Source organism: Bradyrhizobium lablabi, assembly GCF_018129385.1.
GTDB lineage: Bacteria > Pseudomonadota > Alphaproteobacteria > Rhizobiales > Xanthobacteraceae > Bradyrhizobium > Bradyrhizobium lablabi_C.
Window position 1 is genome coordinate 36,595 of record NZ_JAFCLN010000001.1, and the last position, 24,312, is coordinate 60,906.

A 24,312-nucleotide genomic window follows, 5' to 3' on the forward strand; every position below is an offset into this window, starting at 1 on the left:
ATGATCCCGTCGACATTCACGCGTCACGAGGAGATCGCATGGCGCGGCGGCAGCGCGACGGCGACGTCGCGCCTGGTCGCGGAAGAGGCCGCCGTGGCGCTGAGCTATAACGGATCGACCCATGCCGTGATGATGGCGACTCCCGCCGACCTCGAGGATTTTGGCATCGGCTTTACCCTCACCGAAGGCATCGTCGAACGCGCCGGCGATATCGAAAGCGTCGAGGTCATTTCAAACGAACTCGGTATCGAGGTGCGGATGTGGCTCAATGGCGATCGCGCAGCTTCGCTGGCGGCGCGGCGGCGCGCCATGAGCGGTCCCGTCGGCTGCGGGCTATGCGGTATCGAAAGTCTCGAACAGGCGCGGCGGGCACCGCTCCAGGTGGCAAGTGGCGCCGCGTTCCACGCGCGGGACCTGCTCTCCGCCATGCAGTCGCTGGCACCGCTTCAGATTCTCAATCAGCAGACGCGATCCATGCATGCGGCGGCCTTTTGGCATCCGTCGATGGGCATCGGGCCGGTACGCGAAGACGTCGGCCGGCACAACGCGCTCGACAAGCTCGCCGGCGCGATTGTCGGCTGGGGCCTGCCGGCCTCGGAAGGCGCGGTGCTGCTGACCAGCCGTGTTTCGGTGGAGATGGTCCAGAAGGCGGCGATGATCGGAGCCGGTGTGGTCATCGCCGTTTCGGCGCCGACGACACTCGCCATCCGGACCGCGGAGGAAGCCGGCATCACCTTGCTGGCGATCGCGCGCGATGACGGATACGGCGTCTTCACACACCCGCATCGCATCGTCCTGCCCAAGACCGCCCCAAGGCCGCAGCGCGCCGCGTAGCGTGAATCGCGCAAAATCGTTCGTATCGGGAAGCTTGCGAGCAGCCTTCGGGCGTAATGTTGAACTGCGGGGCGTACCATCAGGCGGAGAAGCAAGTGATGAGCGGCGTTCGCAAGGAAACGGATAGCCTGGGTGAGGTCGACGTCCCCGCCGACAAGCTGTGGGGCGCGCAAACCCAGCGGTCGCTCGAACATTTCAGCATCGGCAAGGATCTGATGCCGCGCGAGATGATCGAGGCCTATGCCATCCTCAAGAAGGCCGCCGCCAATGCCAACCATGCCGGCAAACGCCTCGACAGCACGCGTCACAAGCTGATCGTCGAGGTTTGCGAGGAGATCCTCGCGGGACAGCATCACGACATGTTTCCGCTGCACGTCTGGATGACGGGCAGCGGCACCCAGTTCAACATGAACGTCAACGAGGTGATCTCGAATCGTTGCTGCCAGCTCGCGGGAACGCCCCTTGGCAGCAAGGCGCCGGTTCATCCGAACGACCACGTCAACATGTCGCAATCGTCGAACGACAGCTTTCCGTCGGCGATGTATATCGCCGCGGCGGTCAATGTGACACGACGTTTGCTCCCTGCGGTGCAGGCGCTGCGCGATGCGATCGACAGCAAGGCGCGCGAGTGGGACGGCATCGTCAAGATCGGCCGCACCCATATGCAGGATGCAACACCCGTCACGCTCGGTCAGGAATGGTCGGGCTATGCCGGGATGCTCGCGGACGATCTGGACCGCATCGACGATGCGCTCAAGGGCGTCTATCGGCTGGCGCTGGGCGGAACGGCCGTCGGCACCGGCATCAATGCGGCGCCGGGCTTTGCCGAGGCAGCGGCCGCGGAAATAGCGGATATCACCGGGCTGACATTCGTCACTGCGCCAAACAAGTTCACCGTGCAAGGCGCGCACGACGCGCTGGTGCAGCTTTCCGGAACGTTCCGTACGCTGGCGGTCTCGCTCTACAAGATCGCCAACGATATCCGCCTGATGTCCTGCGGTCCGCGCGCCGGATTTGCCGAGCTGATCATTCCGTCGAACGAGCCGGGCTCCTCGATCATGCCGGGCAAGGTCAATCCGACCCAGGCCGAGGCGCTGACGATGATCGCCGTGCAGGTGATGGCGAACGATGTCGCGGTCGGGTTCGGCGGCGCCAGCGGCTATCTGGAGATGAACGTCTACAAGCCGCTGATGATCCACAACATCACGCAGTCGATCGCCATCCTCGCTGACGGCTGCGCCAACTTCCGCCGTTTCCTGGTTGAAGGCACGGAGCCGAACCGAAAGAAGATCGCCGAATATCTGGAGCGCTCGCTGATGTTGGTCACCGCGCTGGCGCCGGTGATCGGCTACGACAAGGCTTCCCGGATCGCACACCACGCGCTGGATCACGACCTCTCGCTCAAGGCGGCCGCACTGAAGCTCGGCTACGTCAGCGAGGCTGAATTCGACCGGATCGTCGATCCTGCCAAGATGGTCAAGCCCTATGTCGCCAGCGAGGCGGCGGCAGGGAAAGACAAGCAAGTCATGGAGAGCGCAAGATGATCCGTTGCGTCAAATTGTGGACCGGTGCTGACCGCAAGTCGCACTTCGAGGAAGGAGCAATCGATCTCGAGCCCGGCGCAAGGGGCGACGCGCTCAGCGGAAAGTTTTCGATCAGTTCGGCCGCGCTCCATCAGACCGGCAAGGACCCGGTGCTGGGATGGCACACCGACGCCGTGCGGCAGCTTCTCATCACATTGAGCGGCGCCGTCGAGTTCGAAACGCCCGATGGTCGTTTCACGCTGTGCCAGGGCGATGTGCTCTACACCGAGGACACCGGCGGAACCGGCCACAACTGGCGCATGCTGGGCGAGGAGCCCTGGCGCCGTCTTTACGCGGTCCTCGATCCCGGTGCCGTCGTCCCGTTCCGGCCGACCGCCGCCCGGTAAACACACAAGCACGACAGGAGTCCGACGATGATCAGATGTGTGCGCATTTGGACGGGTGACGATGAAAATTCCTATTTCGAGGAAGGCGTCATCGAGCTTGCTGCTGGGCAGGGCAGCGAATGGCTGAGCACAAATGTCGATGTGGCGACCATCTCGTTCCAGGAGACCGAATCCGGCGGTGCCTTTTCATGGCACACCGCACCGGTGCGGCAGCTCGTCGTCACCATGAGCGGGACGCTCGATTTCCAGACCCGCGGCGGCCAGCATTTCCTGCTGCACCCCGGCGACATCCTGCTTGCCGAAGATACCGCCGGCTCCGGCCATAGCTGGAAGCTGACGGACGATTCCTCATGGCGGCGCGCGTATCTGGTGCTCAAGCCGAATGCGCCGGTGCCGTACCGCGCACGCAAGCGGCAGCCGGCCGCGGTCTAGACGTCGTCTCGAAAGCCAAAGGAGATTGCAATGACTTCAGCCGTCAATAGCGAACCGGATGTAGTGCTGATCGGTGCCGGCATCATGAGCGCCACCCTTGGCACCTTCCTGAAGGAGCTCGAGCCCTCGCTCACCATCTCGACGTTCGAAACACTGGAGGACTGCGGGCTCGAAAGCTCGGAGGCCTGGAACAACGCCGGCACCGGCCACGCTGCCAATTGCGAAATGAATTATACGCCGCAGCGCGCCGACGGCAGCGTCGACATCTCCCGCGCGCTGGAAGTCAATGTCGAGTTCGATCTCTCGCGGCAGTTCTGGTCCCACCTCGTTGGGAAGGGCGCGATAGCGGATCCGCGCGCCTTCATCCATCCGTGTCCGCATATGAGCTTCGTGCATGATGCCGCCAATATCGGCTTCCTGCGCAAGCGGTTCGACGCGATGTCGGCCCATCACTGCTATGAGGGCATGGAATACACCGAAGACCGCAACAAGCTGGGCGAATGGACGCCGCTGGTCGTGGAGGGCCGAAGCGCGGACGAACCGGTCGCCGCGACACGCATCATCAGCGGCACCGACGTAGATTACGGCGCCTTGACCCGTCTTCTGGTCAGCCATCTGGCCGCGCAGCCCGGATGCCAGGTGCACTACAAGAACCGTGTCATCGATCTCGTTCGAGAGGAGGAGAAAGGACGCTGGCTGGTCAAGGTCCAGGATCTTGACAGCGGCGAGGTACACGCCGTGAAGGCCAAATTCGTGTTCATCGGCGCCGGCGGCGGCGCGCTGCCGCTGCTCCAGAAGTCCGGCATTCCCGAAGGCAAGGGCTATGGCGGCTTCCCGGTCAGCGGAATCTGGCTGCGCTGCGACGATCCGGAGATCAGCAAGCGTCACCATGCGAAGGTTTACGGCAAGGCCGCCGTCGGTTCACCGCCGATGTCGGTCCCGCACCTCGACACGCGCATCATCGGCGGACAGCGTTCGCTGCTGTTCGGTCCATATGCCGGCTTCTCCAGCAAGTTCCTCAAGCACGGATCGCTGCTCGATCTGTTCGAATCGGTGAGGCCTGCCAACATCAAGCCGCTGCTCTCGGTTGCGCGCGACAATTTCGACCTCACCGAATACCTGGTGGGTCAGCTCCTGCAATCGGAGAGCCATCGGCTGGCGACGCTGGACGAATATTTCCCCAACGCTGATCCGAAGGACTGGAAGCTACAGGTCGCCGGGCAGCGGGTGCAGATCATCAAGCCTGACGTCAAGCGCGGCGGCCTGCTGGAGTTCGGCACGGAGCTGGTCGGCGCATCCGATCAATCCCTGGTGGCGTTGCTCGGCGCCTCGCCGGGCGCATCCACTGCCGCCTTCATCGCGATCGAGGTGCTGGAGAAATGCTTTGCGGGCCAACTGACGGCGAGCGGTTGGCTGCCGAAGCTGAAGCAGATCATCCCATCTTACGGCGTGTCGCTGATCAAAGATGCGGAGCTGACCCGGCAAATCCGCGCAAGGACTGCCGAGGTCCTCAAGATCGACAATGCGACAAGCCCGTCGGCCACATCGGCGGTGCGCTCCAGGGTCGATGCCTGAGCAGTCGCAAGCCGGCACCCGTGGGCGCCGGCAACCGACTGTGATGAGTTGCGCAATGGCGATGGAAGCGGCATCCCCGGGACTGGCGGCGAACGGGCAGGTGAGCGCGGATGCGCCGGAGCAATCGCTCGCCGTTGCCTGTCTGCTGACCATGTCGGGTGGCTTCCTTGATGCCTTCAGTTGGCTTTCACTCGGCGGTGTCTTTGCCAATTCGCAGACCGGCAATGTCGTTTTCCTCGGGATGAATCTCGCGCTGGGCAACTGGCATCAGGCGGCCCATCATGTTCCGCCCATCCTTGCCTTCCTCGCGGGAGCGTGGGTGGCGCGCCGCGCCAAAGCGCCACTGCTCTGCCTGACCGCCGAGATCGTCGGGCTCACGGCCGTCATGCTGTTGCTGCTGCTTCACCGCCTGCCGGGACCGCTCGCGATTATCGGAATGTCCTTTGGAGTTGCGCTTCAGACTGCCAGCTTCCGCCAGGTCGAGCATTGGAAATACATTTCGGTCACCGTGACCGGAAATTTCCTTCGCGCCGTGGAGCAGTTGACATCGACGGGCGATCGTGAGGCGGCGCGTGGCGCAAGGACGATGCTCACGATATGCCTGATGTTCCTGCTCGGCGCCGTTACCGGCGGCTTTACAACGGTCCGCCTTGGCGCGAGCAGCCTCATCGTACCGCTCGCGCTCCTCGTGACGGCACTGTGGCTGTGCGGCCGGCCCCGCCTTCGCTGACGCAACCCCGAGCGGTCAACCAACCATGCGGATTCGCAAGGCTGCATTCCATTCCGGAAGCCGGCCGCGCCGGACGCAGCTAGCGTCGGTGCCGATCGACTTTCGGGCCATGGGGCCGGGAGAATTTTGATGGACGCCACCGCATTGCTTCTGTCGCGAATCCAGTTCGGGTTCACGATCTCGTTTCACATCATCTTTCCGGCCTTCACCATCGGCCTCGCCGCATGGCTCACGGTGCTGGAAGCTCTGCATTTGCGCACCGGCAAGCAGGTCTATCAGGTACTGTTCGAGTTCTGGCTGAAGATTTTCGGCATTGCCTTCGGCCTCGGCGTCGTCTCGGGCGTCGTGATGGGATTCCAGTTCGGCACGAACTGGAGCGAACTGTCAAAGATGTCGGGTCCGATCCAGGGGCCGCTGCTGTCGTATGAGACGTTTACCGCCTTCATGCTGGAAGCGAGTTTCTTCGGCATTCTCGTCTTCGGCAGAAATCGCGTTCGTCCGGGCTTCTATCTCTTCTCCGTGGCGATGGTGGCGCTGGGCACGACGCTCTCGGCGTTCTGGATCATGATCAACAATAGCTGGATGCAGGTGCCGGTCGGCTATGTCGAGCAGAACGGCGTTTTTGTTCCCGTCGACTGGCTGAAGATCATCTTCAACCAGGTCGCCATGGTGCGCTTCGTGCACATGCTGCTCGCCGCCTATCTCACCAGCGCCTTCTGCGTCGCGGCGACCGGGGCGTGGTACGCGCTGCGCAACATCCATTATGCAGAGGCCCGCGTGATGCTGCGCATGGGCCTGTTCCTTGCAGCGGTCCTGCTGCCGGTGCAGCTCGCGTTCGGGCATTTCGTCGGCGACTACGTGCACGACCATCAGCCGGCCAAATTCGCGGCAATCGAGGCGCGCTGGCATGACGAGCAGCCGGCCAGCGAAGTGATCATCGCGATTCCCGACGAGGCGACCCAATCGAACCGCTACGAGTTCAAGATCCCCGTGCTCGGCAGCATCATCGCGAGCATGAGCACGACCTCCAAAGAGGTCGGGCTGACCTCGTTCCCGCCGGAGGACCGGCCGCCGGTGCTGATCCCCTTCATGACTTTCCGCGTCATGGTCGGCTGCGGCCTGATCATGCTTGGGCTGGCGTGGTTCGGCTCCTGGTTGATCTATCGCAATCGGCTTCAGCAAACCCGCTGGCTGTTGTGGGGTATCTTCTTCAGCTTCCCGCTGCCCTTCATTGCGACGCTCGCCGGCTGGTACACTGCCGAAATCGGCCGCCAGCCCTGGGTCGTCTATGGCGTGCTGCGTACCGCAAAAGCCATGACGCCGTTCCTGACGGCGCATGCGGCTGCGACCACGCTGATCCTGTTCGCCGCGGTCTACGCCTTCATCTTCTCGTTCGGCATCTACTTCATCTACCGGCTGCTGCGCGCCGGTCCCGTCGGCTCGCTGGCCGCGGTTCCGACCGGCGCCGTACCAAACCGGCCGATGTCGCTGGCCGATCCGACATCCGTCTCGCAGCGTCATTTCGTTCAGCCAGGAGAATAGCGATGGTCACGTTCTGGGTCGCATTGCTGGCGATCAGCATTTTGATCTACCTGCTGCTCGACGGTTTTGATCTCGGCGTCGGCATATTGTCCCTGTTGCCGAACAGCGAGGCGCGGCGGCGGGCGATGCTGGGTGCGATCGCGCCGTTCTGGGACGGCAACGAGACCTGGCTGGTAGTGGCGGGCGTGATCCTGTGGGGCGCCTTTCCCGTGGTGTATGCCACCGTGCTCTCCGCATTCTACATCCCCGTCATCTTCATGCTGCTGGGCCTGATCCTGCGCGGCGTCGCCTTCGAATTCCGCAACAAGTCGGAACGGTCGCGCTGGGTCTGGAATCTCGCCTTTGGAGGCGGCTCATTGGTCGCGACTTTCATGCAAGGCGTGATGGTCGGATCGCTCGTGCAGGGCTTGCCGATGATCAACGGCGAATATGCCGGCGGCACGTTCGGCTGGTTCAGCGTGTTCTCGGTGCTGTGCGGCATCGGCCTTTGTCTTGGCTATGCGTTGCTCGGCGCCTGCTGGCTGGTGCGCAAGTGCGGTGGAGCCGTTCGGGACCTCGCGCGCCGCCAGATCCCCGTGCTCGCGATCGGCGTGCTGCTGTTCCTGGTAACCGTGTTCAGCCACGCGCTGCTGGAAAACCTGCCGATCCTCCATCGCTGGATCGACCGTCCCTATCTGTTCGTCTTCCCTGCCATCGGTGCGGGAGCTGCCTGCGTGCTGGCATCGAGCATCCTGCGGCATGACGACTACTGGCCGTTCCACATGGTCTCGCTGATCTTCGTTATGGCATTCGGTACGCTTGCGCTGTCGTTCTGGCCATACATGGTGCCGTTCGCCATCACCATCGACGAGGCGGCGGCGCCTCATTCCAGCCTGGCCTTCATGTTCTGGGGCGAGGGGCTGTTCGTCTTCCCCTTGATGCTGCTCTACACCGCGACCGGCTTCCGGGTCTTCAAGGGCAAGTTCACCTCTGCGCCGGGCCAATACTGACACGGGCTCATGGTCACGCTGATCAACATCTTTACCGTCGATCCGGTCAATCAGCAGCGGGCGATCGATCTGCTCGCTCGCGCGACGGACGAATTCGTCAGCCGGGCGTCCGGCTTCGTTTCCTCCACGCTTCACCGCAGCCTCGATGGCACGAAAGTGACGATGGTCGCGCAGTGGCGGAGTGCAGAGGATTATGAGGCGATGCGTCGGGATCCACGACCTCGCCCGTTGCTGGAGGAGGCGCTCACGATCGCGAAATTCGAACCGGGCATGTATGAGATCGTCCGCGAATTCTTTCCGAATCCCGGGTAGAGGCGCCCCGCCGGGGCGCATCATTATCCCTGGCTGCCGTCAGCCGGCGGCCTGGAGCAGGACGTTTTCCAGCGTGCCGTCGAGGTAACGGCCGACAGCCGTCACGCTTTCGTCTGATGCAAATAGGGGCGCCGGCAATGGCGCCCCTTGTGGTTCCGGATATTGGCCGCCTCAGGATTTCGGCATGACGCCCGGGCTGTTGTTCGGCCACCGGGCGATTACGTTTTCATCCACGTTGAAGTGCTGGGCGACCAGCGCGGGCGGCGTGTGCGTCAGCCAGTTGGAGAGTGAGACCTCCTCGTAACGCGGGGCGCGGAACACACCGACGAGCTGTAGCTCGCTGTCGCCGATGTTTTCGATATAGTGCCCGAGATTGCGCGGCACGTAGCCGATATCACCCGCCGAAAAATTCGTCGTGAGCGCATTGGGTCCGGTATTGAACACGGTCATCCGCGCCTTGCCCTTGATGTAGTACTGCCACTCGTCTGCGTTCGGATGCCAGTGCATTTCCCTGACGCCGCCGGGCGGCACCGTCACGAGGGCAGACGCGACAGTGGTCGCCACCTTGAAGTTGGTGCTGTCGGCAACACGGATGGTTCCGCCCCCGTTTGCCTTGACTGGGGCTGAACTGCCGAGCGGATAGATGAAGGGGTAGGGCGGAGCGTCGGCGTTCTTCGCGATTGCGGCACGGTCGGCGGCGAGGTCGCCGGGCACAGTGCCCTGGAAAATCCAGAGATCGTGCAGCGGGATTTTGGCGAAGGTTTCAGCCGGCACTCCAAAATTCTTCGCCAGCACTTCCGGCGGCGTGTGGGCGAACCAGTCCGTCACCAGCAGCGTGTTGAACTCGCTGGCGTGGCCGTCGTCAAAGCAGATCACGAATTCGCAGCCGTCGGGGCCAAGACCTTGCAAGGAATGCGGCGCGCCTGCCGGGAAGTACCAGAGGTCCCCCGCCTTGACGTCAGCGGCGTAGGGACGGCCCTGGTTGTCGAGCACGGTGATGCGGCAGGTGCCGTAGGTCATGATCGCCCATTCCGCCGCCTGGTGCCAATGCAGCTCGCGGATGCCGCCGGCGGAAAGCCGCATGTTAACGCCGGAGATTTCCTTCGAGATGGCGAAATCGGCGACGGTTACCTGGCGGGCCCAGCCGCCGTTCTGGATGCGCCTGGACGCCGTGTTGAACGAGGACCAGTTCAGCGGCAGGCCGCCGACATCAGTTGGCGGCGGCGTCTGCACGTCGGGAAATTGTTTGGCGAGCGCCGGGTTCTGCGGGCCGGGATCGGTCAGGCTGCTCGGGGTCTTGGCGTTGACGGCGCCCTGCGCCGGCTCGTCCGGATTGCCGAAGGTCGCCGCGTGCGCAGAGCCGACCATGGCGGCGCCGGCTGCCGATAGTGCCAGCATGTCGCGTCGAGAGAACATCTTGGTTGCTCCTGAAATGTTTCGGAACGAGCCGTGCTCGTTACGACAGGGCTCGTGCTGCGAATTTAGGTTTGCCGCGCCAAACCAGCTTCCGCGAATGGCGACCGTTTTGCCGGAACGCACTGCCGGGTTCCTGCGGGCTGCCCATAGCCCTGACCTGTGCAATTGAGAAAATCGAGCACCGATTTGAAAAGACGCTTCCGGCGCTGCCCGCCTTAATTGGCAGGAGCATCCTCCCATCAAGAGATTTTTCAATGACCACCAAATCCGTTCGTCCCTACCGTGAGCCGGCTGGTGGCTGGGGGGCGCTCAAGGCCCTCAGCGAAGCGTTGCTGGTGCAGCGGATACCGGTCAAGGGCGCGGCAACACTCGCCCGCATGAACCAGCCGCAGGGTTTTGATTGTCCCGGCTGCGCGTGGCCGGACCCAAAACATACCTCGTCATTCGAGTTCTGCGAAAACGGCGGCAAGGCCGTCGCCTGGGAAGCGACGTCAAAGCGCTGCACGCCGGAATTCTTTGCCGAGCATACCGTCACCGAGCTGGAGAGCTGGGGAGATTATGAGCTCGAAATGGTCGGGCGCGTCACCCATCCAATGGCCTATGACGCGGCTTCCGACCGCTACCTGCCGGTGCCGTGGAGCGAGGCGTTCGACATGATCGGCCGCCACCTGAAGGCGCTGCCAGATCCGAACATGGCGGATTTCTATACGTCCGGCCGCACCTCGAACGAGGCCGCCTTCCTCTACCAGGTTTTCGTGCGCGAATACGGCACCAACAATTTCCCCGATTGTTCGAACATGTGCCATGAGGCGACCAGTGTCGGCCTGCCGCAATCCCTCGGCGTCGGCAAGGGGACCGTGCTGCTGGAGGATTTTGACACGACCGATTGCATCTTCATCTTCGGCCAGAATCCCGGCACCAACAGTCCGCGCATGATGACGAGCTTGCGCAACGCAGCCCGCCGCGGCGCGTCGATCATCTCCTTCAATCCATTTCGCGAGCGCGCGCTGGAGCGCTTTCAGGCGCCGCAGTCTCCGGTCGAGATGGTCACGCTGTCGTCGACGACGATCAGCTCAAAACTGTTCCAGGTGCGCGTCGGCGGCGACGTCGCCGCGCTCAAGGGCATCATGAAGGTCCTGGTCGAAACGGACGAGGCCGCCCGTGCGGCCGATCAGCCGGCCGTTCTGGATTGGGATTTCATCCGCGGGCATACTGTCGGCGTCGAGGCCCTGATCGACGATCTCAAGCGCACCCAATGGCCCGACATCGAGCGCCAGTCGGGCCTGACGCGCGAAGACCTCGAATACGCCGCCAACGCCTATATGAAATCGGAACGCGCCATCATCGTCTACGGCATGGGCGTCACGCAGCACGAGCGCGGCGCGCACAATGTGCAACAGATGGCCAATCTGGCGCTGCTGCGCGGCAATGTCGGCCGCGAGGGCGCCGGCGTCTGTCCGGTTCGCGGCCATTCCAATGTGCAGGGCGACCGCACGGTCGGCATCACCGAGATTCCCTCTGCGGAATTTCTCGGCCGGCTTGAGCGCCGGTTCGGCTTCAAGCCGCCGACGGCGCCTGGGCACAACGTCGTCACCGCGCTGGAGGCGATGATCCGCGGCGAAGTGAAAGTCTTCTTTGCGATGGGCGGCAATTTCGCCGCCGCCATTCCCGACTGGCAGTTGACGCGCAAGGCGCTGCGCAATCTCGATCTGACCGTCCACGTCTCCACCAAGCTCAACCGCAGCCATCTCGTCCACGGCAAGAACGCCCTGATCCTGCCTTGCCTCGGTCGCACCGAAATCGACATCCAGGCCGGCGGCCCGCAGTCCATCACCGTGGAAGACTCGATGTCGATGGTGCATGCCTCCGGCGGCCGCAACAAGCCGGCTTCCGAGCACCTCCTCAGCGAGGTGGCGATCATCGCCGGCGTCGCCAAAGCAACGCTCGGCGACCGCACGGTGGTAGAATGGGACAAGTTCGTCGGCGAATACGATCTCATCCGCGATGCGATCGAGGCGGTGTTCCCTATCTTCCAGGGCTACAACGCGCGCATCCGCGTTCCCGGCGGCTTCCATCTCACCTCAACCGCACGCGAGCGCATCTGGGCGACGCCGTCGGGCAAGGCCAATTTCCTGGTCTTTGAAGGCTGCGGCGAGGATCCGCCGCAGTGCGGCGAGAATTCGCTGTGGCTCAGCACGATCCGCAGCCACGACCAGTACAACACCACGCTCTATTCCATGTCCGACCGCTATCGCGGCGTGTTCGGCCAGCGCGACGTCGTGTTCCTCAACGAATACGAAATGAAGAAGCGCGGCCTGCAAGACGGCGATCGTGTCGACCTGATCACGGAATCGACCGACGGCGTCGAACGTGCGGTGCGCAATTTCCGCGTGGTCGGCTATTCCTTCCCGACCGGCTGCTGCGCGGCGTATTACCCGGAGACCAATCCGCTGGTGCCGCTTTATGCCCGCGACCCCATGAGTTTTACGCCGTCCTACAAGGGAATCCCGGTCCGGCTGGTGCGCTCTGCGGCTTCCGAGGCGGACGTGCCGTCCGACCACGCATAGGCGCCTCGTTCTCGTCTAATTGCCGAGGTCGAAGCCGTATTCGTGCGCCCTGCTCGCGATGCCGTCGAATTCGCCGCGTTGCCGCAGCTTGTCGAGCGCATAGGCCCGGGTCGAGTTGAGGAGCCGGTAGCGCGGGGCGCGGTCGCCGAGGTCGGACGAAATCATCGATTTGGCGACCAGCTTATCGACCACATCGAGGCTGCGCGAAGGGTCCGCCAGTCCGTGGCGCGCGATTTCGAGCGCGGCCTCGAGGGTGAAGAATTCCTTGAAGATCGAGAGATATCGCAGCGCCGCCTGCTCGTCCTCGCTTAGCAGATTGTAGCTCCAGTCGATCGTCGCGCCGATGGTCTGATGGCGCGGCATTGCCGTGCGCCGGCCGCGCCAGCGCAGCCAATAGCCCGACTCGAGCGACCAGGCGACCTCGGCAAACCCCAGGGTCTGCACCTGCGCAGCGGCAACGTTGATCGCGAGCGCAAGCCCGTCCAGCTTGCGGCAGATCCGCGTCACGACGAGAGCGTCGGCGTCGGTCAGTTCGAACTGATGCCCGCTCGCCACGACCCGCTTGACGAAAAGGCGAGGCGCGGCAAACGAGAGGACGCGCTCGGCCGTCAATCCTTCGTCATCCGTCGGGCAGTCGAGGCCGGACAGCCGGTACACGTGCTCGCCGTCGATTCTGAGCATCTCCCTGCTGGTCGCAAGAACACTCACCTGCGGCGCCATTCGGAGAATCCTCTCGATCAAGCCGGCGGCCGGCTCGATCAGATGTTCGCAATTGTCGAAGATCAGCAGCGCGCGCCGCTCCCTCAGGAATTCGAGCATATCAGGCGTCGGATCGTGCGCCTGCACCGGTAATCCGAACGTGGAGGCCAGCGCGCCAGGCAGGAGCTGCGGGTCGCCGATCTCGCCGAGGTCCAGCCAGTAGATGTCGCCCGCGAAAGTGGCAAGCTGCGAAGACGCGACGGCGATGGCAGTCGTCGTCTTTCCGACGCCCCCCGGGCCGTGGATGGTGACGAACCGTTGGGTCTCCAGCAAGCTCGTTATCCTGCTGACGGCATCGCTGCGGCCGATCGTCTCATCTAGCTGGAACGGAAGCCGCCGCGACGCGTGATCCGCGCGCACCTCGATGGCCCGCCCGGCTCCAGCGGCCGGCGCGACACGGGTGGGTGCCACCAGACAGTATCCTCTTCCGGCGACGGTCTTGATGTAGCTGGCATCGCCAATTTCATCGCCGAGCGCCTTGCGCAGCCCGGCCACATGTACCCGCAAGGCAGTTTCATCGACCGTGATGCCCGGCCAGGCGCGCGCCATCAGCTCACTCTTGCTGACAACGTCGCCCTGCCGCTCTGCGAGCAGGATCAGGATTTCGAGCGATCGGCCGCCGAGCTGAAGCGGCTGACCGGTCTTGACCAGGAGACGCCGGCGCGGAAAGAGCTGGTAGGGGCCAAAGGAAAAGGAAGGTTCGGCACCGGCGTCCCGTGCCGAACCGAATGGGACCATCGCCGCCGTCGTCGAAACCTTTCGAGCTGTGACGGTGGCTGCGGTCATGACAAGCCCTACATCGTCTGCTTGCCGAGCGCCGTCTGAATGCAACCGAGCAGATCGTCTCGTCCAAACGGCTTGGACAGGAAGCAGACGCCGCCGGCGCGTAACGCTCTTTCGCGAACGCGCTTGTCGGGGAAGGCGGTGACGAAAATGGTCGGGAGCTGACGGCCCATGGCGATCAGTTTGCCGTGCAGTTCGAGACCATTCATGCCAGGCATCTGGACATCCAGGATCAAGCAAGATGCATCGGACAGCTTGTCGGACCTCAGAAACGCGTCGGCCGACTCAAACGTAAGGGGGGAGTATCCGAACGATTCAACCATGCCACCCATTGCGAACCTTACCGATTCGTCGTCGTCCACGATTGCGATCAAGGGTTCATCGTTCAACACGCTCTCCTATGTTCTCAGATTGGCAACGGTCGGCAGGCGAATCCATTGACGAAGTCGCACTCTAGTTGCCGAAATCGCCATCGGAATTAACCAAACGATCGCTCGACTTTCGTTTCGTTTAGGTGCGTTGCCGCATTTCGTGGTTTTTGTTAAGGAAGGAACCTGCCTCGCGAATGGGGGAGGCCGGCAGGTGCACGGGACGCTCGAACGGCGTCGATCCGGCCTGATTTTCTTCGGGCGACGCGAACAGATGAGACAGGGCCTTTATGATCGTGAGAGTGCGCGTGTGCCCTTCACGATCGGTATTTTTGTCCTTGCCATCGTCATCTTCGCGATCGACGCCAAGACGCCGCTCGAAGTCTCGGTCTGCGTTCTGTACGTGTTCGTCGTGCTGCTCGCGTCCGTCGCCTATCGCTGGACCGGCATCGTGCTGGTCGGCTTGGGTTGCGAGATCCTGACTCTGACAGCCCACCTGATTTCTCCGGGCGATCCCTGGGCGCACTGGTCGCTGCTCGACCGCGCCATCAGCGTCGTCGGCATCGCGATGTCGACCTTGCTGGTCGTGCGCAACCGCGTTGCGACTGACGCGCTTCGGGAGAGCGAAGCCTATCTCGCCGAAGCGCAGCAATTGAGCCGTACCGGAAGCATCGGCTGGCGCGATCCGCGCGCGGAGCAATTCTGGTCGCGCGAGACGTACCGCATCTATCAATATGAGCCGGATGCGGCGAAGCCGACCTTTGCGATGATGATCGCGCGCACCCATCCGGAAGACCGCAAGCTCGTCGAGCAGACGATCGATACGGCGTTCCGAAACCGGGCCGGCTTCGAATTGGAGTATCGCTTGCTGATGCCCGACGGCACGACGCGGTTTGTCCAGCTTGTGACGCGGGCCGAAGACCAGGCTGGCCGCGTCAGTTTCGTCGGCGCCGTGATGGACATTACCGCTGCACGGCGGTCGGCGGACGAATTGCAGCGCGTGCAGTCCGATTTTGCGCGCGTCTCGCGGGCGACGACGATGGGCCAGCTCGTGGCGTCCATCGCCCATGAGATCAATCAGCCGCTGACGGGCGTCGTCACCAACAGCCACACCGTCCTTCACTGGCTCAACGACCGCACCTTGAATCTCGACAAGGCGCGCGTGACATCGGAACGGATATTGCGCGACGGTGAGCGTGCGAGCGGCGTGATCCGGCGCATCCAGGGCTTGCTGACGAAGACCCCGCTGCAAACGGGGGACATCGACATCAACGGCCTGATCGGCGAAGTCGTGGAGCTCCTGCAAACCGAATTACGCTCGCGCGACGTCGCCGTTCAAACCGAGCTTGCGCCGGCGCTTCCGCGTTTTCCCGGTGATTCCATCCAGCTTCAGCAAGTCCTCCTGAATCTCGCAATTAACGGCGCCGACGCCATGTCGGACGTGACTGGCAGTCCCAAACTCCTGCTCATCGGTTCGCGTCTCGAGTCAGACGGCGACGGACTGATATTCGTGCGCGATCACGGCACCGGCCTCGATCAGGAAACGATAGACAAGATCTTCGATCCGTTTTTTTCGACCAAGGCAAAGGGCATGGGAATGGGGCTGGCGATCTGCCGCTCCATCGTCGAGGCGCACGGCGGCCGCCTGTGGGCGTCGCCGGCCGAACCGCACGGCGCGCTGTTCCAGTTTACCTTGCCCGGTAAGGCGGACGCCGACGCATGAGCGAGGAATCACCCATCGTCACCGTCATCGACGACGATGAGTCGGTGCGCGAATCCATTCAGGGACTACTGGAAACCGCGGCGCTTCGCGTCGAAGCCTTCACCTCGCCGCGCGAGTATCTTCAGGCGAGGCGAAAGGACGATCCGAGCTGCATCATCCTGGACGTGCGCATGCCGGGATCGAGCGGGCTCGACTTTCAGCGCGAGATGGCTGCGGCGGGACTGCAAGCTCCGATCATCTTCATCACAGGCTACGCCGACGTGCATATGTCCGTGCAGGCGATGAAGGCCGGCGCAGTGGAATTCCTCACGAAGCCCTATCGCGATCAGGACCTGCTGGAAGCGGTGCTGGCGGCCATCGAGAAGGACCGGCAGCGGCGAACGGACAAACGTGCGCTGGATGACATCCAGCGGCGGTTCGAGGCGCTGACGTCGCGCGAGCGGCAGGTCATGGCCTTGACGGTCTCGGGCCTTCAGACCAAGCAAATCGCCGGCGCGGCCGGCATCAGTGAAGTAACGGTCAGAGTCCACCGTCGCGAGATCATGCGCAAGATGAACGCAAGATCATTGGCCGATCTGGTGAAGATGGGGGAAGCGCTGCGGAGCCGGGGGGTGTTGCTTGCTCCGGAGACTTCCTTCGACGAGTAGCCTCACGCGGAGGCTGCTTCGGGGGCCGTCACGCCAAACCGCTTCTCGAACCTGGCGACGTCGACGACGCCGCGCCGATGGGTGCCATCGCCAATCTTGCGGTCGCCGTCCCAGGCTTCGACTTCGAATAGCACGCTCTTTTCTTCCACCCTGGCGACGCGCGCGACCGTGCGGACGGTGCGGCCGATCGGCGTTGCCGCCAGATGCCGGACGTTGACCATCATCCCGACGCTGACATAGCCGGCCGGCAAGTATGGCCGGATCGCCACCGTCGCCGCCATCTCCATATGCAGGATCATGTCGGGGGTGCCATAGACGGCGGGCATGCCAGGCAGAACGAAGCCGACCGTCATCTCGGGCGTAACGGTGACCCTCTTTTCCGCGGTCATGCCGACGGTCACCTTGTCAAGCAGACTCATGATGCAGCCTCGTATCCGGTTCGGCCGCCGGCGGGCTCGACGCCTCGGCCACATGCGGCTTGGGTTTGGAAAATTTGGGTCTGGAAAGCCATGCGCCGAGGCGGTCGAGGTAGAGATAGACCACGGGCGTGGTGTAAAGCGTCAGGATCTGCGACAGCATCAGTCCGCCGACGATGGTATAGCCGAGCGGCTGGCGCAGCTCCGAGCCGGTACCGGTGCCGACCATCAGCGGCACGCCGCCGAGCAGCGCGGCCATCGTCGTCATCAGGATCGGACGGAAGCGCAGCGTGCAGGCCTGGTAGATGGCGTCCGCCGGGCTCAGGCCGTGCTGGCGCTGCACTTCAAGGGCAAAGTCGATCAGCATGATGCCATTCTTCTTGACGATGCCGATCAACAGAATGATGCCGATGATGGCGATCACGCTGAGATCCATGTGCACGGCCATCAAGAGAAGCAGCGCGCCGATGCCGGCGGACGGCAAGGTCGACAGGATCGTGACGGGGTGGATCAGGCTTTCATAGAGCACGCCAAGGATGATGTAGATCACGACCAGCGCCACGCCGATCAATAGCGGCGTGCCCTTCAGCGACGACTGGAACGCCTGCGCATTGCCCTGGAACGAGGTCGCCAGCGAGGCCGGCTTGCCGGTGTCCTTTTCCATCTTCTGGATATCAGCCACCGCATCGCCCAGCGCCACGCCGGGCTTCAGGTTGAACGAGATGGTGACGGACGGAAACATGCTCTGGTGGTTGATCAGGATCGGCGCCGGTTTGATCACGGTGTGAACCAGATCGCTCAGCGGCACCTGCTTGCCGCTGGACGAGTTCACGTAAATATCCCGCAACGCCTCGGGCCCGTACTGGAAGCGCGGATCGACCTCCAGAATGACGTGATACTGGTTCAGCGAGGTGAACATGGTGGAGACGATGCGCTGACCGAAGGCGTCGTCGAGCGTGTTGTCGATCGTCGAGGGCAGGATGCCGAAACTCGAGGCGACCTCGCGATCGACCGTCACCTCCAGCTTCGGGCCGGCATTGGCCTGGTCGCTGGCGACATCGGTGACGCCGTCGAGCTTGCGGATCTTTTCGAGGTAGATATCAGCCCAATGGGTCAGTTCGTTGGAATCGGCATCCGTCAGCGTGTACTGATATTGCGTCTTCGACAGCCGCGCGCCGATGGTGATGTCCTGCGCCGCCTGCATGTAAAGGGTGATGCCCTGGATATGGGCGAGCTTCGGCTTGAGCCGATTGATGATCTCATCGGCGCTCGCCTTGCGTTCCGGCTTGGGTTTCAGGATGACAAAGACGCGACCCTGATTGAGTGTCGCCGTCGGCCCGCCCGGGCCGATATAGCTGGCGACGGATTGGATGGCGGGATCTTGCAGCAGCACATTGACCAGCGCCTGCTGACGCTCGGACATCGCGGGAAAGGAAATGTCCTGCGAGGCCTCGGTGATGCCGACGATCTGCCCGGTATCCTGCTGCGGGAAAAAGCCCTTCGGAATGATCACATAGAGATAGCCCGTCAGCGCGATGGTCGAGAGCATCACCATCAGTGTCGCAAAGCGGTGACGCAGCACGACCCGCAGGCCGCGCGCGTATAGCGCGAGCAGGGCGTCAAAGCCGTGCTCGAACGCGAGATAAAGCCTGTTGTGCTTCTTGCGCGATTCATCCTTCAACAGGCGCGCGCACATCATCGGCGTCAGCGTCAGCGATATGATCAGCGAGAGCAGCAGCGAGGCGGTGATCGTGATCGCAAATTCCTGGAACAGCTTTCCGACATAGCCTCCCATCAGGAACAGCGGAATGAACACGGCGATCAGCGACAGCGTGATGGAAACGATGGTGAAGCCGATTTCGGCCGATCCCTTCAGCGCCGCCTGCATCGGCGTCGGGCCTTCCTCGAGATGGCGCACGATGTTCTCGATTACGACCACGGCATCGTCGACCACGAAGCCGACGGCGATCGAGAGCGCCATCAGGGAGAGATTGTCGAGGCTGTAGCCGAGCGCGTAAAGGACAGCGAAGGTGCCGACCAGCGACAGCGGCACGGTCACCGCGGGGATGATGGTGGCCCAGAAATTCCGCAGGAACACGAAGATCACCATCACCACCAGCGCGACGGTCAGCATCAGGGTGAACTGAACGTCGGCGACGGAGGCGCGAATGGTTTGGGTCCGGTCCGCGGCGATCGCTACCTTGATCGCCGGCGGCACGGAGGCTTGCAGCTTTGGCAATAGTTCCTTGATCCGGTCGACGGTTTCGATGACGTTCGCGCCCGGCACACGCTGCACCGCCAGGATGATCGCGGGCTGCTTGTCATACCAGCCGGCCAGCAAATCGTTCTCCGGCGCGTCGATCGCATATCCGATATCGCGAATGCGCACCGGCGAACCGTTGCGGTAGGCGATGATGAGACTTTCGTAGGCCGAGGGCTTCAGCAACTGATCGTTGGTATTGAGCGTGTAGGTGACGCGCGGGCTGTTGAGCGTTCCCTTTGGCTGGTCGACATTGGCGGCGGCAATTACGCTGCGGACGTCTTCCAGGCTGATGCCGCGGGCAGCGAGCGCCTGCGGATTGACCCGGACGCGGATGGCCGGCTTTTGCTGGCCGCCGATTCCGACGAGACCCACGCCCGGGATTTGCGAGATCTTCGGCAGCAGGATGTTTTCGGCATAGGCGTCGACCGTGGTCAGCGGCAGTGAATCGGAGGAGAGCGCGATCAGCATGATCGGTGTCTCCGCGGGATTCACTTTCCGGATCGTCGGCGGGTAGGGGATGTTGGGCGGCAAATAGGGGCTCGCCGCGTTAATCGCCGCCAGCACATCGGTGGCCGCGCTGTCGACGGTGCGCGAGAGCTCGAACTGCACGGTGAGCTGCGCCACGCCCAGCGCACTGGAGGAGGTGAGCTGGGTGACGCCGGGAATCTGGCTCAATTGCTGTTCGAGCGGCGTGGCGACAGAGGAGGCGATGGTCTGCGGATCAGCCCCGGGCAGTTGCGCCGAGATCTGGATGGTCGGGTAGTTGACGTTCGGCAGCGCACCGACCGGCAGCAACGGATAGGTCGCAAGCCCGCACAACAGCAAGCCCGCCATCAGCAGGGCGGTCGCGATCGGCCGCAGGATGAAGGGCGCCGAGAGGTTCATGGGATGGCGTCCTGCACGGAGCTTTGGAGATCGGCCTCCTGCGCGGCCTTGCCGTGCAATTGCTTCACGGGACTGCCTTCCTTGAGGCGGTACTGTCCGTCGACCACAACAACTTCGCCGGACTTCAAGCCCTGGTCGATCAGCGCCTGCCCGTCGCTGATTTGCGCGACGTGAACGGCACGCAATTCGGCGGTCTCGTCCGGCTTCACGACGTAGACATAGGCGCTGTTCTGCCCCTGCTGCACGGCCGAGCCGGCGACGGTGATGGCGTTCTTGCGCGTCTCCAGCAGCAGGCGCGCATTGACGAGCTGTCCCGGCCACAGCCGATGTTCGTGATTGGGAAATTCCGCCTTGAGCTGAATGGTGCCGGTTGTGCCCGATATCTCGTTGTCGACCAGCAGCAGCTTGCCCTCGTCGAGCTTGATCTTGTTGTCCTGGCTGTAGGCGATGACCTTCATCGGCCCCTTTGCCATTCGCTCCTGGATGGCGGGCAGATCCGATTGCGGCAGGGTGAACAGCAGCGAGATCGGCTCGATCTGTGTGACGACGACGAGCCCGTTCGGATCGGTCGGATGGATTACATTGCCGATATCGATCTGCCGAACGCCGGTGACGCCGGGGATGGCGGAGGTCAGGCGCGTGTAGCTGAGCTGCACATTGGCTTGGTCGATCTGGGCCTGGTCTGCCTGCACCGCGGCCTGCAATTGCGCGACCTGCGCCTTCTGGGTGTCAACCAGTTGCGGCGTCGCGTATCCCTTGGCGCCGAGCTGCGTGTATCTGGAAAGATTGGCTTCGGCGTTGGTGAGCTGGGCCTGATCGCGGTCGCGGTTGGCGGTGAGCTGCTCGATCTGGGCCTGATAGGGACGGGGATCGATCTCCGCCAGCAAATCGCCGGCCTTGACGGTCTGTCCTTCCTTGAAGGTGATCTTGACCAGTTGCCCCTGAATCTGGCTGCGCACCACGTCGGTGTTGTAGGCGATCACGGTGCCGATGCCGCGCAGGTAGATCGGCACGTCCTTGCCAGTGACGGTGCTCGCGACCACCGGCACGGCCGCGACCGGCGCGGGTGCTGCCGCCTCGGCCACCGGCAATTTTCTCCAGTAAAAAAAGCCGCCGCCCACCGCCGTGGCGACGACAAGGGCGGCCAACGCGATGATGATGCTCCGTTTCACGCTAGTGTTTCCTCTGGGAAAGCGCGGCTTCAGGGATTGCCGGGATTGTTGCTCGAACTCGAGCTGTCCGGCGGATTTGGGCCAGTGACAGGCGCAACCGCGCTGATGCCGGCGCCGCCGAGTTCGGTTGCGCCCAGCGGAATCCCGACGCGCCCCGCCGATGATGATGAAGGCAACGGAGAGGAAGGAATCTGGCTGTCGGCGCAGGAGAGCAGTGCGTTACGCGAAAGCCCGCCGCCATCGAACAGCGACGTCGATGAGGAGGTGCTGCCTGAGCCGGTGCAGGCCGTCATCCCCTGGCCCTGCGAGGGAAAAACCGGGCTGATGCCGGGTTTCGTGATTTCCGTCGCGCCGAGTGGAATGCCTGCCGGCTGGTTGGATCGCGCCGCAAGCGGCGATGTTGCGCCCATGCCGGTCGGCGGCGTGCCTTGTGAGATGACTTGCCCGGAGACCGGCATCGGCCATGCGGTGCCGATCATCAACGATGCAAGCAGGAAGGCAATTGCCGTGATGCGCAACATCGCTTGTCGCGCGCTGGTGTTCGAAAGAAATTGTTCCCGCATCTGCCGTGCTCCGGCCAGGTTGTCCTGATCGGACAATAGAGAGCTGCGGGAATGCCGGTATTTCCAGATTGCACGTGCCGCTGTCTGGACGCACGAACAGCGAACTTATCGAGCGGAGGAGAGACGAAATCGCGTTATCGACGCAGCGCAGCCCGCGCATTGGCGAGCTGCTCATGGCACGTCGCGGAGTCGGCCATGCGATCCGCGGCGCGGGCCCGGTCGAGGGCATCCAGCGCAAACTCGAAGCGGGCTCCGGCCCGTCCCTCCGTCGCCGCCAGCGAACGGGGCGTCGGCTGGTAGTTGCGGGTCGCGTTGAGGCTTTCAGTCTTCCAGCCGTCCGCGCCAGCCTGCCTTTCGATCGCCGCATCCACCTCGGCCTGAACGCCAGCGATCGTCTCGGTGCAGGGGCCGGCATGAACCGGAGAGGCCGCCAACAGCAATGCGACGCAGGCCGCGTAGCACTTCACGATCCTTCTCACGATAATCCTCATCGGTGGCTGAACGTCTCAAATATCGGTCGCGCGGTGGTGACATAAGCCAGGGGCACGAGTCTTTCGCGAAAGAACGGTTCACGCGCAGTTGAACCGCTGCACCATCTACGGATCGGCCGAAAGGACGTGCAAAGTGGAAAGCAGGCTTGCTTGCCGAAATACCCGGACGGGTTTCGTCCCTAGGTTGGCATCATCCAAACCCGGAGTGATCGGACAGGGTGCTTTCCACATGTTGATGTCCATTGACGCGGAAACCAGGACGACGGCGGCGACATGGCAGCGTCACCGCGAAGCACGCGACGCCCGCATCGAGGCCGGTTCGCGATTGGCGCGCGGCAAGATCGTCGAAGCACGCGACGCCACGCGTTTGATGGAAGCCGTCATTCGGCCCGGTGATCGCGTCTGCCTGGAAGGTGACAACCAGAAGCAGGCGGATTTGCTCAGCGGCGCGCTGCTCGCGGTCGATCTTGCCAAGGTGCACGACCTGCACATGGTGCAGTCCGGCGTCGTGCTGCCCGAACATCTCGACCTGTTCGACCACGGCGTGGCGAAAAAGCTCGACTACGCCTATTCAGGCCCGCAATCGGCGCGCATCGCGCGCATGCTGTTTGGCGGCAAGATCGAGCTCGGCGCCGTTCACACCTATCTGGAACTGTTCGCCCGCTACTTCATCGACCTGACGCCGCATGTCGCATTGATCGCGGCCGTCAGCGCCGACCGGGAGGGCAACCTCTACACCGGCCCGAACACCGAGGATACGCCGACCGTCGTGGAGGCGACCGCCTTCAAGGATGGTGTCGTGATCGCCCAGGTCAACGAGATCGTGGACCGGGTTCCGCGCGTCGACATTCCCGCCGACCGCGTGCATTTCATTGTCAAATCCGAAAAGCCGTTCTTTGTCGAGCCGCTGTTTACGCGCGATCCGGCGGCGATCACCGAAGGCCAGATCCTGACCGCGATGCTCGCGATCAAGGGCATCTATGCGCCCTACGGCGTGCAGCGGCTGAATCACGGGATCGGCTTCAGCACCGCCGCCATCGAGCTGCTGTTGCCGACTTTCGGCGAGAAGCTCGGCCTGAAGGGCAAGATCGCCACACACTTCGCGCTCAATCCGCATCCCGCGTTGATCCCCGCGATTGAGGCTGGCTGGGTGCAGCAAATCCATTCCTTCGGTTCGGAGGTGGGCATGGATGATTACATCCGCGCCCGGTCCGACATCTACTTCACCGGGCCGGACGGCTCGCTGCGTTCGAATCGGGCGTTCTGCCAGACGGCCGGCCTTTACGCCTGCGACATGTTCATCGGCTCCACCTTGCAGATCGACTTGCAGGGCAATTCCTCGACCGTCACCACCTCGCGCATTGCCGGCTTCGGCGGCGCGCCGAACATGGGCGCGGATGCGCGCGGGCGCCGCCATCCGAGCGAGCCCTGGCTGAAGGCAGGCAGCGAAGCCGATCCCGACAGCCCGGCGGCGCTGCGCCGCGGCCGCAAGCTGGTGGTGCAGATCGGCGAGACGTTTGGCGACAAGAACGTGCCGCTGTTCGTCGAAAAGCTCGATGCGCTCGAGCTCGCCGAAAAGCTGAAGCTCGAGCTGGCCCCCATCATGATCTACGGCGACGACGTTACGCACATCGTCACCGAGGAAGGGATCGCGAACCTGCTGTTGTGCCGGAACGCCCATGAGCGCGAGCAGGCGATCCGGGGCGTTGCCGGCTACACCGACGTCGGCCGCCGGCGCGATCGTAATGCAGTCGAGCTGCTGCGTCAGCGCGGCGTGATCCGCCGCCCGGAAGACCTCGGCATCAACCCGCTGGATGCGGACCGCAGCATGCTGGCCGCGCGCTCCATCAAGGATCTGGTGCGCTGGTCGGGCGGCCTCTACGCGCCGCCGTCGAAATTCAGGAACTGGTGAGGA

The 24,312-nt window shown here is 63.3% G+C and carries 21 protein-coding genes; 14 read left to right on the forward strand and 7 right to left on the reverse strand.

Annotated elements, in window-relative coordinates; genetic code table 11:
• The 9 genes from fdhD to JQ628_RS00215 all read left to right on the forward strand — a co-directional run bounded on the left by fdhD (position 1) and on the right by JQ628_RS00215 (position 8,344).
• A complete protein-coding gene (gene fdhD, locus JQ628_RS00175; protein ID WP_212217413.1) occupies positions 1-834 on the forward strand; it encodes a formate dehydrogenase accessory sulfurtransferase FdhD in 834 nt (277 codons plus the stop codon).
• A 98-nt stretch (positions 835-932) separates the two neighbouring features.
• Entirely contained in the window at positions 933-2,378 is a 1,446-nt protein-coding gene (gene fumC / locus JQ628_RS00180) for a class II fumarate hydratase (RefSeq protein ID WP_212217415.1), read from the forward strand.
• Positions 2,375-2,764, forward strand: coding sequence for a hypothetical protein (locus tag JQ628_RS00185; RefSeq protein ID WP_212217417.1), 390 nt, complete (start codon positions 2,375-2,377; stop codon positions 2,762-2,764). The genes fumC and JQ628_RS00185 overlap by 4 nt, the downstream gene beginning before the upstream one ends.
• Before the next feature lie 27 nt (positions 2,765-2,791).
• Entirely contained in the window at positions 2,792-3,196 is a 405-nt protein-coding gene (locus tag JQ628_RS00190; protein ID WP_212217419.1) for a hypothetical protein, read from the forward strand.
• Between the two features lie 30 nt (positions 3,197-3,226).
• Positions 3,227-4,771, forward strand: a complete 1,545-nt coding sequence (gene mqo / locus JQ628_RS00195; RefSeq protein WP_212217422.1) for a malate dehydrogenase (quinone) — start codon at positions 3,227-3,229, stop codon at positions 4,769-4,771.
• 55 nt (positions 4,772-4,826) lie between these two features.
• Positions 4,827-5,501, forward strand: a complete 675-nt coding sequence (locus JQ628_RS00200) for a YoaK family protein (protein WP_212217425.1) — start codon at positions 4,827-4,829, stop codon at positions 5,499-5,501.
• Positions 5,502-5,630: 129 nt separating this feature from the next.
• On the forward strand, positions 5,631-7,043 hold the full coding sequence (locus tag JQ628_RS00205) for a cytochrome ubiquinol oxidase subunit I (protein ID WP_212217428.1): 1,413 nt from the start codon (positions 5,631-5,633) through the stop codon (positions 7,041-7,043).
• Positions 7,044-7,045: 2 nt separating this feature from the next.
• Complete coding sequence (gene cydB / locus JQ628_RS00210) at positions 7,046-8,032, forward strand: cytochrome d ubiquinol oxidase subunit II (RefSeq protein WP_212217431.1); 987 nt, start codon at positions 7,046-7,048, stop codon at positions 8,030-8,032.
• A 9-nt stretch (positions 8,033-8,041) separates the two neighbouring features.
• Positions 8,042-8,344, forward strand: a complete 303-nt coding sequence (locus JQ628_RS00215) for an antibiotic biosynthesis monooxygenase family protein (protein ID WP_212217434.1) — start codon at positions 8,042-8,044, stop codon at positions 8,342-8,344.
• Positions 8,345-8,515: 171 nt separating this feature from the next.
• Here JQ628_RS00215 and JQ628_RS00220 read toward each other — a convergent pair whose 3' ends face one another.
• Positions 8,516-9,760 carry an oxalate decarboxylase family bicupin gene (locus JQ628_RS00220; protein WP_212217439.1) on the reverse strand — a complete coding sequence of 415 codons (1,245 nt, stop codon included), beginning with the start codon at positions 9,758-9,760 and terminating at the stop codon, positions 8,516-8,518.
• A 254-nt stretch (positions 9,761-10,014) separates the two neighbouring features.
• Here JQ628_RS00220 and JQ628_RS00225 point away from each other — a divergent pair, with 254 nt between their 5' ends.
• Entirely contained in the window at positions 10,015-12,327 is a 2,313-nt protein-coding gene (locus JQ628_RS00225) for an FdhF/YdeP family oxidoreductase (protein ID WP_212217441.1), read from the forward strand.
• A gap of 15 nt (positions 12,328-12,342) precedes the next feature.
• On the opposite strand, the gene JQ628_RS00230 is transcribed toward JQ628_RS00225, so the two are convergent.
• Together JQ628_RS00230 and JQ628_RS00235 are read right to left on the reverse strand one after the other, a co-directional pair.
• Positions 12,343-13,872: an ATP-binding protein gene (locus JQ628_RS00230; protein ID WP_212217444.1), complete on the reverse strand. Its 1,530-nt coding sequence runs from the start codon at positions 13,870-13,872 to the stop codon at positions 12,343-12,345.
• Between the two features lie 8 nt (positions 13,873-13,880).
• Entirely contained in the window at positions 13,881-14,261 is a 381-nt protein-coding gene (locus tag JQ628_RS00235; RefSeq protein WP_212217447.1) for a response regulator transcription factor, read from the reverse strand.
• 250 nt (positions 14,262-14,511) lie between these two features.
• On the opposite strand from JQ628_RS00235, the gene JQ628_RS00240 reads away from it, so the two are divergent.
• Together JQ628_RS00240 and JQ628_RS00245 are read left to right on the forward strand one after the other, a co-directional pair.
• Positions 14,512-15,960, forward strand: coding sequence for an ATP-binding protein (locus JQ628_RS00240; RefSeq protein WP_212217449.1), 1,449 nt, complete (start codon positions 14,512-14,514; stop codon positions 15,958-15,960).
• On the forward strand, positions 15,957-16,607 hold the full coding sequence (locus JQ628_RS00245) for a response regulator transcription factor (RefSeq protein WP_212217451.1): 651 nt from the start codon (positions 15,957-15,959) through the stop codon (positions 16,605-16,607). Before JQ628_RS00240 ends, JQ628_RS00245 begins: the two co-directional genes overlap by 4 nt.
• Before the next feature lie 2 nt (positions 16,608-16,609).
• On the opposite strand, the gene JQ628_RS00250 is transcribed toward JQ628_RS00245, so the two are convergent.
• The 3 genes from JQ628_RS00250 to JQ628_RS00260 are packed head-to-tail and all read right to left on the reverse strand — an operon-like array spanning position 16,610 to position 21,343.
• Positions 16,610-17,026, reverse strand: a complete 417-nt coding sequence (locus JQ628_RS00250; RefSeq protein ID WP_212217453.1) for a thioesterase family protein — start codon at positions 17,024-17,026, stop codon at positions 16,610-16,612.
• Positions 17,013-20,171 carry a multidrug efflux RND transporter permease subunit gene (locus JQ628_RS00255; protein ID WP_212217455.1) on the reverse strand — a complete coding sequence of 1,053 codons (3,159 nt, stop codon included), beginning with the start codon at positions 20,169-20,171 and terminating at the stop codon, positions 17,013-17,015. Before JQ628_RS00255 ends, JQ628_RS00250 begins: the two co-directional genes overlap by 14 nt.
• Positions 20,168-21,343, reverse strand: coding sequence for an efflux RND transporter periplasmic adaptor subunit (locus JQ628_RS00260; RefSeq protein WP_212217457.1), 1,176 nt, complete (start codon positions 21,341-21,343; stop codon positions 20,168-20,170). Before JQ628_RS00260 ends, JQ628_RS00255 begins: the two co-directional genes overlap by 4 nt.
• A 105-nt stretch (positions 21,344-21,448) precedes the next feature.
• On the opposite strand from JQ628_RS00260, the gene JQ628_RS00265 reads away from it, so the two are divergent.
• The gene (locus tag JQ628_RS00265) at positions 21,449-21,934 is read left to right on the forward strand and encodes a hypothetical protein (protein ID WP_212217459.1); all 486 of its coding nucleotides are present in this window, start codon (positions 21,449-21,451) and stop codon (positions 21,932-21,934) included.
• Between the two features lie 106 nt (positions 21,935-22,040).
• Here the strand turns inward: JQ628_RS00265 and JQ628_RS00270 are convergent, their stop codons facing one another.
• On the reverse strand, positions 22,041-22,373 hold the full coding sequence (locus JQ628_RS00270; protein ID WP_349627997.1) for a hypothetical protein: 333 nt from the start codon (positions 22,371-22,373) through the stop codon (positions 22,041-22,043).
• A 253-nt stretch (positions 22,374-22,626) separates the two neighbouring features.
• On the opposite strand from JQ628_RS00270, the gene mdcA reads away from it, so the two are divergent.
• Entirely contained in the window at positions 22,627-24,309 is a 1,683-nt protein-coding gene (mdcA, locus tag JQ628_RS00275; RefSeq protein ID WP_433996089.1) for a malonate decarboxylase subunit alpha, read from the forward strand.
• Positions 24,310-24,312: the final 3 nt, after the last annotated feature.